Source organism: Bacillus sp. FSL R5-0659 (genome assembly GCF_038008785.1).
Taxonomy (GTDB): domain Bacteria; phylum Bacillota; class Bacilli; order Bacillales; family Bacillaceae; genus Bacillus; species Bacillus safensis.
Map to the genome: position 1 here is coordinate 2962567 of NZ_JBBOZU010000001.1, position 11830 is coordinate 2974396.

An 11830-nucleotide genomic window follows, 5' to 3' on the forward strand; every position below is an offset into this window, starting at 1 on the left:
AATAGAGCGTGATGCCCTATTTGCTTTTTGGCACGTTACTTTTTCTTTTTGCGTTTTTGTTTCGGTGCGTTTTCAAATACACGTTTTTTCTTTTTCTTCTTCTTACGGCTTGTGAACCAGTCACTTCCGCTTTTATCCTCTTTGCCTTTTTCCCCAGAGGCTTTTTGACCTCCACGCCCTTTTTTCGCTGGTGGATCTGTCCGTTTTTTGAACTTGAAATCTTTTGGTGATTTACGGCGAGTGCCCTTCATACCGACGATTTCAAAATCAATCGAGTGCTCATCTTTATTGACATTCACAACTTTGACAGTGATTTCATCACCGATTCGGTAGACATTTCCTGTACGTTCACCGATCATGGCAAAGTGCTGCTCATCAAAGCGATAATAGTCGTCAGTCATGTAGCTGACATGGACAAGACCTTCTATCGTATTTGGCAGTTCAACGAATAGTCCGAAGTTCGTCACGGAACTAATCATGCCATCAAACTCTTCACCGATTTTATCTAGCATAAACTCTGCCTTCTTCAGATCATCTGTTTCACGCTCTGCATCGACTGAGCGGCGCTCCATCGTAGATGCATGATCTGCGATTTCAGGCAGCAGCTGGCCCCACTTTTCTAAGGTCGCTTCATCTGTCTTTTTCTGAATCAAATAGGTTCTAATCAGTCTATGCACGATTAAATCCGGGTAACGTCGGATCGGTGATGTGAAATGTGTATAGAATTCCGTTGATAATCCAAAATGGCCAATGCTTTCTGGATCATACTTCGCCTGTTTCATAGAGCGAAGCATCACAGTTTGAATGACGACTTCTTCTGGTTGATCCCTGACAGCATCGAGGACACTTTGAAGTGCGCGCGGGTGAATATTCGTTGACGTTCCTTTTACAATGTAACCAAACGTCGTCACGAACTCTAAAAAGCGCTGAAGTTTCTCAGGATTTGGTTCTTCGTGAATTCGGTAAATGAACGGAACATTCATCCAGTGGAAATGCTCTGCAACTGTTTCGTTTGCAACAAGCATGAATTCTTCAATTAATTTCTCTGCAACGGAACGCTCACGAATGACAACATCTTTCGCTGCGCCTTCATCATCTACAAGTACTTTTGCTTCCTTGAAATCAAAGTCTACAGCTCCGCGCTCCATTCGTTTGTCACGTAGAATCTCTGCAAGCTTCTCCATCTCTTGGAACATCGGAACAAGCGGCTCATATTTGTTTAGAAGCTCTTCGTCTTGGTCGACTAAAATCTTATTTACATCGGAATAGGTCATTCTCTCTGTCGTTTTGATCACACTTTGGAAAATCTCGTGTTTGACGACTTTCCCGTTACGATCAATGACCATTTCACAAGACAGGGTGAGACGATCGACCTTTGGATTTAATGAACAAATACCGTTTGACAAACGATGCGGAATCATCGGAATGACGCGATCGACGAGATACACACTCGTTCCACGTTCATAAGCTTCCTGATCAATCGGCGAATTCTCTGTGACATAATGAGAAACGTCTGCAATGTGCACGCCGAGCTTATATTTGCCATCATCCAGCTTTTGCACGGTTACGGCATCATCTAAGTCCTTCGCATCTGCACCGTCAATTGTCACGATCGTTTCATTGCGCAGATCACGTCTGCCTTCAAGGTCCTTTTCATCAATCGTTTCCGGTGTGTCCGCTGCCTGCTGAAGTGCTTCTTCTGGGAACTCACCTGGCAGACCGTGTTTATGAATGATCGACAAAATATCAATGCCAGGGTCATTTTTATGACCAAGAATTTCAGTCACTTCACCCTCTGCACTCATTCTTCCTTCAGGGTAGCTTGTCAGCGTCACAACGACTTTATGACCTTCAACCGCTCCGTTTTTAGCGGATTTCGGAATGAAGATATCGTTTGTGATTTTTTTATCATCAGGAATAACAAAGCCAAAGCTTTTCGTTTCAGTATAGGTACCGACAACCGTCTGAGTATTGCGCTCCAGAATGCGGATGACAGTTCCTTCTTTTTTCGTGCCGTTTGATTTGTGGCTGACACGAACCATGACGGTATCGCCATTCATCGCTGTGCCTAACTCATTTGGGGGAATGAAAATATCATCCTGTCCAAACTCTTCTGGCGTTACAAATGCAAATCCTTTTGCATGAGCAGACAGCTTTCCTTTTACTAAATTCATTTTTTCTGGTACACCGTAACGGTCGCTGCGCGTGCGAACGATGAGTCCTTGATCTTCCAGCGTCACAAGTGCTTTGACGAGCTCTTTATAATCATCAGGATTGGTAATCTCCATCATGACTTCCAGCTCTTGAACTGTTAACGGTTTATACGCTTCTTCTTTCATAAAAGCGAGTAATTCATCCATAAATTCTTCTTTTTGCACACTCTAACCCCCTATATATTTAAATTGACCAATCAAGTGATTCTAAGAATGCATAGACATCCTGATGAACCTTCTCCCGCTCTTTATCAAGCGTGATGACATGGCCTGATTCTTCATACCATTTCAGATGCTTATCATCTGTCTCTACTTCGTTATAAATGATATTCGCACTGTCTGTATTAATCATATGATCGTGACGTGCCTGCACAACAAAAGTAGGTGAATAGATCATGTCGACATTGTTTCTGACATCTGCAATCAGTTCTTGCAGGCTCTTGAGAGTATCCATTGGTGTCTTCTTGAACGCTTCCATTTCTTGTTCAATTTGGTCCTCTGACTTACCCTCAAATTTCTTATAGTTACGGGCATAATCTAGTACACCCTGGTACATGACTTCTTCACTTTTTATGTACATAGGTGCACACATAGGTACAATTCCCTTTACAGGTACAGTGTAACCTAATTTCAATGAAAAAACTCCTCCGAGGGATAGTCCGCAAACCGCAATCTCTTCATAGCCCTCATCTTTTAAGAATTGATAGCCTTCTTCTACATCTTTCCACCAGTCAGACGGGCCTGTATGGACAAGCTCTTCTGGCGGCACACCGTGTCCTTTATATTGAGGTGCATGGCATGTATATCCTCTTTCGTTCAAATAACGGCCAAGCATTCGAACATCGGCTGTATTCCCAGTAAAACCGTGAAGAAGAAGCACCGCCTTTTCTCCACCTTTAAACGTAAATGGTTTTGGTGTAACAACTTTCATGATGTGACTTCCTTTCCTTCTGATATGGTTTATATTTTCCACTTGTATGTATGAAACAAACACAAAAGAGTGCTGATAATAAAAAAAGGTCTGAAAAAAGATCAGACCTTCTGTTACTCGCGCTTTACACGCCTAAATATGCCAATGCAAGTGTTAAGATGAAGAAAAGCACTGACAAAATAACCGTTAATCGGTGAAGAATCAAGTCAAGGCCTCTCGCTTTTTGTTTACCGAAAAGCTGCTCGGCTCCACCTGAAATAGCGCCTGACAGTCCAGCACTTTTACTTGATTGTAGTAATACAACGATAATAAGTGCGATACTGACAATTACGAGTAATGTGATAACAAATGCGTGCATGAAAACACCTCCAGACAAACTGGTACACATAACTTTATTTTACATGAAAACAAGGTGCATGTCACGAAACATCAAAATAAAGATTTCCTATATATTGTCGACTTGATTCGTTATTTTGATACAATTTCGTTCCAAATTGCTGGTTGCAGCATTTTTATATGCAATTTTTCGGTTAAAAACTCATTTTTAATGAGTTGCTTCTTCCTTCAATAGCTGTTTTAATTCTTCTAACAAACGTTCAGCTCCTTCAGGACTCAGCATCACGCTTCCATTTCCATAGCTTTTGTTGTACTTCGTCACTTGTCCCGTCAGTAGGCAGCTCTTATCTGCATCATATTTTTTCAGCATAATGGTTTGATCTTCAATGAAAATTTCTAACAGCTGCTCTTCTTTAATATTGAGTACCTTGCGCATTTCTGACGGCAGAACAATTCTGCCGAGAGAATCAATGTGTCTGACCATCCCAGTCCTTTTCAATGACATTTCCTCCTTGGTGATGATATCGTCTATTGACTTTTGTCAACATTTTCATAGTAAAATAGATCTTCAAATTTTTTATCAAAGTAATGAATCATTTTGCCAATGACAAGCTGTCCTGGTTTTCGGTGACCATTTAATACCCTGCTAAGAGTGGCAGGAGAGATGCCAATTTCATCAGCGAGCTGATTTAAAGACATATCGTTCTCGATCATATACTGCATGACAAAAGCCCGCCTGATCTGAATCTTTTCGACCATCATTACAACCTCCTATGGAATCAATATGTACAACATGTAAGGCTCTCACATCAAGCAGATTCATTAACTTATGTCAACACTTTTGCTCCTCTGCTATTTCCTTTGGTCAATGATCATACTAAAATAAGTCATATACTGAAATGTGAGGTTCGATGTCATGAATCACTTTGGTGAACAATTACGCATTTTAAGAGAAAATAGAAAAATGTCGGTCAATCAACTTGCCATGTATTCAGGTGTAAGCGCTGCTGGTATTTCTCGTATTGAAAATGGAAAGCGCGGTGTGCCAAAGCCTTTAACCATAAAAAAATTAGCACACGCCTTGAAGGTGCCTTATGAGGATTTAATGCTGCTTGCCGGTCATATTGAACAGGAACAAGTTCATGAAATGAAACCGAAATATGAGTCCATGTTAAAAATCTATCAAACGGCGCTTCAAAAGGATGTAGAACATCTTCCCATTTTTGACGGGGACAAATGGGAAAGCCTCTCCGCACAAGACATCAGCCAGCTGAATGAATACTTTCTCACGCTCATCAACCAAAAAAAGGCGAACAAATAGCGGGGCATAAACCTAATGTACATCCACCATTAACTAATGTCAATATTTTCATGGTGTACTTATTGCCAATAGTCAACAAATCAAGTAAAATAGACATATCGAATCTATAACCATGTGAGGTTTTGCGTTGATGAACTTTGGTGCATATTTAAGAGCATTACGTGAAGAAAAGAAGCTGTCAGTGAACCAATTAGCGATGTATTCTGAGGTCAGCGCTGCCGGTATTTCTCGTATTGAAAACGGGAAACGCGGCATTCCGAAACCTCCTACGATTAAAAAGCTAGCTGGTGCGTTAAAGGTACCTTATGAAGACATGATGCAGGCTGCGGGCTATATTGAGGAAGTCTCTCCTGTCCATCAGATCAAGGAAGAGGATCTGGCTTTATCCAAAATAAAGGAAGCCTCAGCGAAATATGAACTTGATGATCTCGAAATATTTGATGGTGACATATGGTCGACCCTTTCGAAAAAAGAAATAGAGGACCTCAACCGCTATTTGTTATTTATGTTAAACAGCCGATCATCCTCATAAATGTTTTCATCATTAACAAGCTTTTTGCGCCGATTTATGACAGATTTACGGTATAATGGGTTCAGATTGGAGTGAAGGAAGATGAATCAATCTGACATGTGCCCGCGGTTTGAAAAAGCAGTTGAGTTATTGAGCAAACGCTGGGTGGCACTGATTGTTTTTCAGCTTCTCTCAGGTCAGCAGCGCTTTAGTGAAATTGAGGCAGCCCTGACAAATTTAAGCGGTAGAGTATTATCTGAGAGATTAAAAGAGCTGGAGGCAGCAGGTATTGTAAAACGGGAGGTTTTTGCTGAAACACCCGTGCGCATAGAGTATTCTTTAACAGATATGGGGCGTTCACTTGCACCCGTTTTTGAAGAAATTGCGAAGTGGTCCTCTGAATGGATCACGCTTGAATCATAAAATACATGCATGTGAACTGCCTGATCATCATAAAACAACCTCCCTTACAGATGTAAGGGAGGTTTTGTCTTTTCAACCGCTTAAGCAGATGTGATGTTTTTTTCAGCTAACGCTTTTCTTTCTTTTTTCTTGTTTGTCGGGCTTAAATAACGTTCGAGCCAGCCCATGACAAGGTCAGCAACGATAGCCATGAGTGCAGTTGGAATCGCACCTGCTAAAATGATGGCTGTTCCGTTTGTGGCGTTTGATCCTCTGATAATGATATCACCAAGACCTCCCGCGCCCACAAATGTTCCAATCGCTGTAATACCGATGGCGATGACCAGTGCGGTTCTTAAACCTGCCATAATGACTGATAAAGCAAGCGGTAATTCAACCATTCTCAGCACTTGCCATTTCGTCATGCCCATCGCTTTACCTGATTCTAAATACGCATGTTCAATGCTGACAATGCCTGTGTATGTGTTTCGGATGATCGGCAGAAGCGAATACAGAAAGAGTGATAGGATGACTGTATTTGCGCCAAGTCCTAATACAAGCATCAACACGGAAAGCATCGCTAATGCCGGTATCGTTTGAATGACGTTGGTAATGGCGAAGACCCAATTGCTCAGCTTGCGGTAATGCGCCACAAAGATGCCTACTGGAATCCCGACAATCGCCGCAAACAACACCCCGTACGCCGACATGAGAAAATGCCGATAAAATTCTTCTAACACATATGAACCGTTCTGCTGATAATACGTCCATAATTGCTGCAGTGTGTCCATCAGCCGTGACACCTCCCAATCTTACTCAAAGTAATTGTGTTTTTTCAGGAAATTCTTTGCAACGGTTGCTGGTTCTTGAAGCTCGCCGTCGACTTGGTAGTTCAGCTCTTGCATTTGTTCTGTATCGATTTTTCCGATCAGCCTGTTGATTACCTTATTAAGCCCTGGATTTTCTTTTAAAACTTTCTCCGGGACTACTGGCGATGCATCATAAGGCGGGAAGAACCGCTTATCATCTTTTAAGATTTTAAGGTTATAGGCCTTGATTCGTCCATCTGTAGAATAGGCAAGCACAATATCCATTTTTTCATTTTTTAATGCATCATAGACTAAACCAATTTGCATCGGATATGTGCTGCCAAATTTTATTCCGTATGTTTTCACAAATCCTTCATAGCCGTCGCCTTTCTTTTTGAGCCATACGTTATCGACACCAAAACGGTAATTGTTCGCATTCTTTTTTAAATCAGAAACCGTTTCTAACTTGTTTTCCTTCGCCATCTTCTGCGTCACGGCAAAGGCATACGTATTATCAAATCCATAAGAATCAAACCATTTGTAATCATATCGTTTCTTAAATTCTTTTTGGACGATCTCCATCGCACGCTCTGGGTCTTTTTCTGCATCCATTCCAAGCGTACTTGTTAAATCCGTGCCTGAATATCTTGTGGCAGAGATGTCAACGTCTCCGTTTTCCATTGCTTTCTGCTGCACAGTGTTGGAGCCTAGGTTTTTCACAATGGTCGTCTTTTTATCTGTGTAATGTTCGATCATATCGCCAACCATATAGGCCATAATTTCTGATTCGGTAAAGTTTTGTGCTCCGATTCGCAGCGTGCCCCCTGAGGAGCCGGCTAGTCCAGGAAGTGAACAGCCGCTTATCAATAGCAAGCATCCGGCAAGCAGTGCACTGATCCATTTTGTTTTTCGATTCTTCACATAAGCCAACTCCTTATGAAACTTCCTTCAATCCTTTTAAGCCTTCTGGTGTTACTTTTTTCTCCAGCTTCATTAATGATAGGTCGATGATGACTGCTAAAATCGTGACTGGGATCGCACCTGCAATAATAAATTCCGGCTGATACAGCTGAAGTCCAATCAAAATGTAGTCACCTAGACCGCCTCCACCGATAAAGGCTGCAAGTGTTGTCCAGCCAATCAAATAAATCGTTGACGTTCTGACACCTGCCATAATGACCGGTACAGCAAGCGGGAGTTCAACAAGACGAATTTGTTCCCATGTTGTCATCCCGATTCCTTTACCGGATTCAAGCAAGTTTTTGTTCACTCCTTGGACCCCGGCATACGTATTTCTTAAAATAGGTAAAACCGAATAGAAAAAGAGAGCAACGATTGCAGGTATTTTCCCAACCCCCAAAATAGGAATAAAAAAGGCAAGAATCGCTAAACTAGGGAGTGTTTGAAAGATATTCACGATACCGATGATAAAACCTGCGCCTCGTTTCATTCGTGTGAGAACCACACCTAAAGGAACGGCAACGATAATACCAAGCACAACAGCAATTAAGGAAATATATAAATGCTCCCACATTTTCGTAAGGAGTTCCCCACCATTTTTCTCTAGAAAGTCGATGATTTGATCCATGTGTACACCTCCCTTAATTCATTTCAGTGACAGCCGCCGGCGTATCGTCTCCCCAAATGGAGTCGTACACAACATCTACAAGACTTGCACGTGTCACAATGCCTTTTAAGTGCCCTTCTGCATCCACAACCGGTACATATTTAATGCCGCGTATTAAGATTTTCCGGACAGTGTCTCTTAGAAGTGCGCCTTCTTGTACGGTATAGAACTCTGTATTTAAAATATCACCAACGAAAGCTGCTTTTCTGCGGTTCGCATCGATTGTTTCAATGTCGATATAGCCTTTTAGCACATGATGTTCATCTACTACAAGCAAGGAATCGACCCGCTTTTCTCTCATGATGTAGATGGCATCTGTTAATGTTTTTTCAACTGTAATGGTGACTGGTGACGTGTTCATCATTTGTTCTACACGTTCCATATTCGGATTTGATTGAAGCAGACGTTCTTTTCCAATGAATTCTTCTACAAATTCATTGGCAGGGTTCCGCAGAATATCGTCAGGCGTACCTACTTGGACAATCTCTCCATCTTTTAAAATCACAATTCGATCAGCTAGTTTAATGGCTTCGTCCATGTCATGTGTGACGAATACGATGGTTTTATTTAACGTTTTTTGCAGTTTCTTAAATTCTTCCTGCAATGAATCTCGTGTGATTGGATCAAGTGCTCCGAATGGTTCATCCATGAGGATCAGAGGGGGTTCCGCTGCTAGTGCGCGAAGAACACCGATGCGCTGCTGCTGTCCTCCGCTGAGTTCATGAGGGTAGCGTTCTAAATATTCTGGTCCCATGTCGACAAGCTTCAGCAGTTCACGTGCCCGTTCTTTTCGTTTTTCTTCCGGCCATTTTAACAGCTTTGGAACAAGTGAAATGTTTTGTGCGATGGTCATATGGGGGAACAGTCCAATTTGCTGAATCACATAACCAATTTCTCTTCTTAATTGAACTGGATCTTTTTTCATAATATTTTCTCCCTCGATGAAGATGTTTCCTGAGGAAGGTTCGATGAGTCGGTTGATCATCTTCATGGTTGTTGTCTTACCACAGCCACTCGGTCCAATAAAACAAATAAATTCTCCTTTTGCTATTTCTAAATCAATATTTTTGACAGCTTTTTTTCCGCCTTTATACGTCTTAGATACATTCTCTAGTTTCAGCAAATGAGACACCTCCAATTAGTCGGATCAATATTTTCAGAAAATTTACACCTTATTTATTATAGTGCAAACTTTATAAAATAAAAAGTTTACGATGTGTTTGTATTGCATAACATTTATTTAAAATTTTCAGTTAACGGCCTGCTAGATAGAGATCTCTCCTTTTTCCTCCAAATTACGAGCAAATACTCAATATTTATTGTTTTCATCAACAAACAGGTATATGATATATTGTGTTACAAATTGTCAGTCGTGAAGGGATGAATCGGGGAGTGGACAAGCAAGCGTTAGGCGCCATTCAAAAAGCACAGGATCATTATATTGAAAAAGCTGCCGAGAACATGAATGCCTTTGGTCTTTCTTCTACAGTAGGTAGAGTGCTTGGTATCATTCACATGAACCGTAAACCAATGACGCTTGGAGAGCTATCAGAGGCGACAGGCATGAGCAAAACGAGAATGAGTCAAGTCGTTCGAGAAATGCTCGATTTGAATATTGCGGAAAAGGTTTATGAAAAAGGAATACGTAAAGATCTATATGACGTTGAGCAAGATCAATACCAAACGTTTATTTCCTTGTTTGCAGCCAATTGGTCTCGAGTTGTTAGCAAAAACCGCAAAGCACATAAGAAAACGTGCAAGGAATTGCTGGAATTGCTTGAACAGGACGACCTGCCAGAAGAGACAGAGGATAAAATCAATCTGCTTCTTTCAGAAATCAAGGAAAGTCTTGATTACTATGATTGGATTAGCCGCTTAATTGAATTCTTTGAGAGTGAAGAAGTGTTTAAGCATGTGCCGAAACCTTAAAAAAAGCTGTTTTATTTTACATCATTGTAGAAAAAAACAGCTTTTTTATATACACTTATGACATAAACATCGGAAACATCCCTTTTAAGCCCGCACCAATCATTTCAACTGCCACTACAGCAAGAATTAATCCCATTAAGCGCGTCACGACATTCATCTCTGTTTTCCCCATTTTTCGCATAATGAAACTTGAATAATGAAAAGCATAAAAGGTCATCGCCAGTACGATGACAATGCCGATTAAAATCGCAAACATGTGAAGCATCACTTGACTTCCCGGGGTTAAGCTCATCACTGTAGCGATTGTACCGGGACCAGCGATGATCGGAATCGCCAGCGGCGTAACGGAGACATCCGCCTTTTCTTTGCTTTCTGCCTTTTCCTCAGAATGAGGATTTTGGACATGTGACTCCTTTGCATTCAGTAAATTGTAAGCGATACCAAAAATGAAAATACCTCCGGCGATGCGGAGAGCATGAATATCGATCCCAAACAATTTGAAAATGAGCCTCCCTGCCAATAGAAAAGCAACCAAAATAATGAAAGAGACCACAATGGCTTTTTTGGCTGTTTGGGAGCGTTCTTTCTCTGTATATCCCTCTGTTAAGGTAATAAAAAGAGGCACGTTTCCAATAGGGTTTGATACAGCAAATAATGAGACCACGACATGAATCATAAAGGAAATCAACAGACACCCTCCTTTTTTCATAGTGTCTGCCAATCTGATGTGAATATTCCCTTGTGATGTTAAAACCTGTATATATTTAACCGATGATAATAAAGGTTTAAAGAAAGGGGAATGACACATGAAGAAAACGATCACCATCATCCTTCTATGCGCTGTGGTTTTAGGAGCAGCCGGCTGGATTGTTTGGCAGCAGCAGTCCATCCAAGCAGCAGAGGAAAAACATCAGCAAGAAAGCAAAACGAACACTGAGCAGCTTTCGAAGTTAAAATCAAATCAAGCAGATTTGAAGCATAAAAACGAAGATCAAAAAAAGAAACTGTCTACCATCACGAAAAAGCTCAAAAAAGAAAAGAAAGCCTATCAAAAAGAAGTCAAACAGCGTAAAGCGCTTGAGGCAAAAATCGACCAGCTTCAAAAAGAGCTGACAGCAGCGAAAGCCACTGTTCAAGCGAATAAACAGACTTCACAGACTACAAGGAAAACAACTGTCAAAAAAGACCCAAATGTCACCCACAATCCGCCTTCACAATGGGTACAGGATCAATATGATTGGGGTGTGAAACAAGGATATATTAAAGAATAGAAAGGATGAAAAACATGATACAAATTCGGCCATTGTCAGGTGATCATTCTGTCCCTATGGATCTTTTACTCTTAGCTGATCCTTCAAAGGAAAAGGTACTTGAATATGTGCAATCCGGTTCTTGTTATGCCGCTTATCATGAACAGGACGTGATTGGTATCTATGTGCTTTTATCTCTGTCTCAGCAGACAGTCGAAATTATCAACGTCGCCGTGAAGGAATCATGGCAAGGAAAAGGAATTGGAAAGCAGCTGATCCGCCATGCCATTTCTGAAGCGAAAGCCTCCGGCTTTCACACGATTGAAATCGGCACAGGTAACTCGAGTATCCAGCAGCTCGCACTTTATCAGAAATGCGGCTTCCGCATGACATCTATTGACCACGATTTCTTTCTTAAACATTATGATGAACCGATTTTTGAAAATGGCATTCAGTGTATGGATATGGTACGGCTCTCACTCACTTTGCAAGCAGACTGAT

The 11830-nt window shown here is 41.2% G+C and carries 16 protein-coding genes; 6 read left to right on the forward strand and 10 right to left on the reverse strand.

Annotation, left to right across the window (positions count from 1 at the left end):
* Positions 1–35: 35 nt before the first annotated feature.
* The 5 genes from rnr to NSQ72_RS15345 form a co-directional block, all read right to left on the reverse strand.
* The gene (gene rnr / locus NSQ72_RS15325) at positions 36–2378 is read right to left on the reverse strand and encodes a ribonuclease R (protein ID WP_025094047.1); all 2343 of its coding nucleotides are present in this window, start codon (positions 2376–2378) and stop codon (positions 36–38) included.
* A 19-nt stretch (positions 2379–2397) separates the two neighbouring features.
* A complete protein-coding gene (locus tag NSQ72_RS15330; protein ID WP_064498032.1) occupies positions 2398–3144 on the reverse strand; it encodes an alpha/beta hydrolase in 747 nt (248 codons plus the stop codon).
* A gap of 124 nt (positions 3145–3268) precedes the next feature.
* The gene (gene secG / locus NSQ72_RS15335; RefSeq protein WP_003212746.1) at positions 3269–3502 is read right to left on the reverse strand and encodes a preprotein translocase subunit SecG; all 234 of its coding nucleotides are present in this window, start codon (positions 3500–3502) and stop codon (positions 3269–3271) included.
* Between the two features lie 186 nt (positions 3503–3688).
* Positions 3689–3979: an AbrB/MazE/SpoVT family DNA-binding domain-containing protein gene (locus NSQ72_RS15340; protein ID WP_039181465.1), complete on the reverse strand. Its 291-nt coding sequence runs from the start codon at positions 3977–3979 to the stop codon at positions 3689–3691.
* A gap of 29 nt (positions 3980–4008) precedes the next feature.
* Entirely contained in the window at positions 4009–4242 is a 234-nt protein-coding gene (locus NSQ72_RS15345; protein WP_024719830.1) for a helix-turn-helix domain-containing protein, read from the reverse strand.
* Positions 4243–4396: 154 nt separating this feature from the next.
* Here NSQ72_RS15345 and NSQ72_RS15350 point away from each other — a divergent pair, with 154 nt between their 5' ends.
* The 3 genes from NSQ72_RS15350 to NSQ72_RS15360 all read left to right on the forward strand — a co-directional run bounded on the left by NSQ72_RS15350 (position 4397) and on the right by NSQ72_RS15360 (position 5735).
* Positions 4397–4801, forward strand: coding sequence for a helix-turn-helix domain-containing protein (locus NSQ72_RS15350; protein ID WP_341084478.1), 405 nt, complete (start codon positions 4397–4399; stop codon positions 4799–4801).
* A 130-nt stretch (positions 4802–4931) separates the two neighbouring features.
* Entirely contained in the window at positions 4932–5333 is a 402-nt protein-coding gene (locus tag NSQ72_RS15355; protein ID WP_126682592.1) for a helix-turn-helix domain-containing protein, read from the forward strand.
* 81 nt (positions 5334–5414) lie between these two features.
* Entirely contained in the window at positions 5415–5735 is a 321-nt protein-coding gene (locus NSQ72_RS15360) for a winged helix-turn-helix transcriptional regulator (protein ID WP_024423485.1), read from the forward strand.
* Between the two features lie 80 nt (positions 5736–5815).
* Here the strand turns inward: NSQ72_RS15360 and NSQ72_RS15365 are convergent, their stop codons facing one another.
* From NSQ72_RS15365 to NSQ72_RS15380, 4 genes are read right to left on the reverse strand one after another with little or no spacing between them, the layout of a single operon-like run.
* The gene (locus NSQ72_RS15365) at positions 5816–6505 is read right to left on the reverse strand and encodes an ABC transporter permease (protein ID WP_099663687.1); all 690 of its coding nucleotides are present in this window, start codon (positions 6503–6505) and stop codon (positions 5816–5818) included.
* A 21-nt stretch (positions 6506–6526) separates the two neighbouring features.
* The gene (locus tag NSQ72_RS15370; RefSeq protein ID WP_039181479.1) at positions 6527–7444 is read right to left on the reverse strand and encodes an osmoprotectant ABC transporter substrate-binding protein; all 918 of its coding nucleotides are present in this window, start codon (positions 7442–7444) and stop codon (positions 6527–6529) included.
* A gap of 13 nt (positions 7445–7457) precedes the next feature.
* Positions 7458–8111, reverse strand: coding sequence for an ABC transporter permease (locus NSQ72_RS15375; RefSeq protein ID WP_025094045.1), 654 nt, complete (start codon positions 8109–8111; stop codon positions 7458–7460).
* A gap of 13 nt (positions 8112–8124) precedes the next feature.
* Positions 8125–9273 (reverse strand): betaine/proline/choline family ABC transporter ATP-binding protein, encoded by a 1149-nt coding sequence (locus NSQ72_RS15380; RefSeq protein WP_039181485.1) that lies wholly within the window; start codon positions 9271–9273, stop codon positions 8125–8127.
* 269 nt (positions 9274–9542) lie between these two features.
* Here NSQ72_RS15380 and NSQ72_RS15385 point away from each other — a divergent pair, with 269 nt between their 5' ends.
* Positions 9543–10079, forward strand: coding sequence for a GbsR/MarR family transcriptional regulator (locus NSQ72_RS15385; protein ID WP_024426065.1), 537 nt, complete (start codon positions 9543–9545; stop codon positions 10077–10079).
* 55 nt (positions 10080–10134) lie between these two features.
* Here NSQ72_RS15385 and NSQ72_RS15390 read toward each other — a convergent pair whose 3' ends face one another.
* Entirely contained in the window at positions 10135–10767 is a 633-nt protein-coding gene (locus NSQ72_RS15390) for a MarC family protein (protein ID WP_058837609.1), read from the reverse strand.
* Positions 10768–10885: 118 nt separating this feature from the next.
* Here NSQ72_RS15390 and NSQ72_RS15395 point away from each other — a divergent pair, with 118 nt between their 5' ends.
* Entirely contained in the window at positions 10886–11350 is a 465-nt protein-coding gene (locus tag NSQ72_RS15395; RefSeq protein ID WP_341084480.1) for a hypothetical protein, read from the forward strand.
* A 14-nt stretch (positions 11351–11364) separates the two neighbouring features.
* The gene (locus NSQ72_RS15400) at positions 11365–11829 is read left to right on the forward strand and encodes a GNAT family N-acetyltransferase (RefSeq protein ID WP_039181496.1); all 465 of its coding nucleotides are present in this window, start codon (positions 11365–11367) and stop codon (positions 11827–11829) included.
* Position 11830 lies beyond the last annotated feature (1 nt).

Excerpts from the sequence above, each read along its gene's own strand:
- NSQ72_RS15345 (WP_024719830.1), bottom strand. The coding sequence starts at position 4,242 with ATGATGGTCGAAAAGATTCAGATCAGGCGGGCTTTTGTCATGCAGTAT.
- NSQ72_RS15360 (WP_024423485.1), top strand. The coding sequence starts at position 5,415 with ATGAATCAATCTGACATGTGCCCGCGGTTTGAAAAAGCAGTTGAGTTA.
- NSQ72_RS15400 (WP_039181496.1), top strand. The coding sequence starts at position 11,365 with ATGATACAAATTCGGCCATTGTCAGGTGATCATTCTGTCCCTATGGAT.
- NSQ72_RS15375 (WP_025094045.1), bottom strand. The coding sequence starts at position 8,111 with ATGGATCAAATCATCGACTTTCTAGAGAAAAATGGTGGGGAACTCCTT.
- secG (WP_003212746.1), bottom strand. The coding sequence starts at position 3,502 with ATGCACGCATTTGTTATCACATTACTCGTAATTGTCAGTATCGCACTT.
- NSQ72_RS15355 (WP_126682592.1), top strand. The coding sequence starts at position 4,932 with ATGAACTTTGGTGCATATTTAAGAGCATTACGTGAAGAAAAGAAGCTG.
- NSQ72_RS15395 (WP_341084480.1), top strand. The coding sequence starts at position 10,886 with ATGAAGAAAACGATCACCATCATCCTTCTATGCGCTGTGGTTTTAGGA.
- NSQ72_RS15365 (WP_099663687.1), bottom strand. The coding sequence starts at position 6,505 with ATGGACACACTGCAGCAATTATGGACGTATTATCAGCAGAACGGTTCA.
- NSQ72_RS15330 (WP_064498032.1), bottom strand. The coding sequence starts at position 3,144 with ATGAAAGTTGTTACACCAAAACCATTTACGTTTAAAGGTGGAGAAAAG.
- NSQ72_RS15350 (WP_341084478.1), top strand. The coding sequence starts at position 4,397 with ATGAATCACTTTGGTGAACAATTACGCATTTTAAGAGAAAATAGAAAA.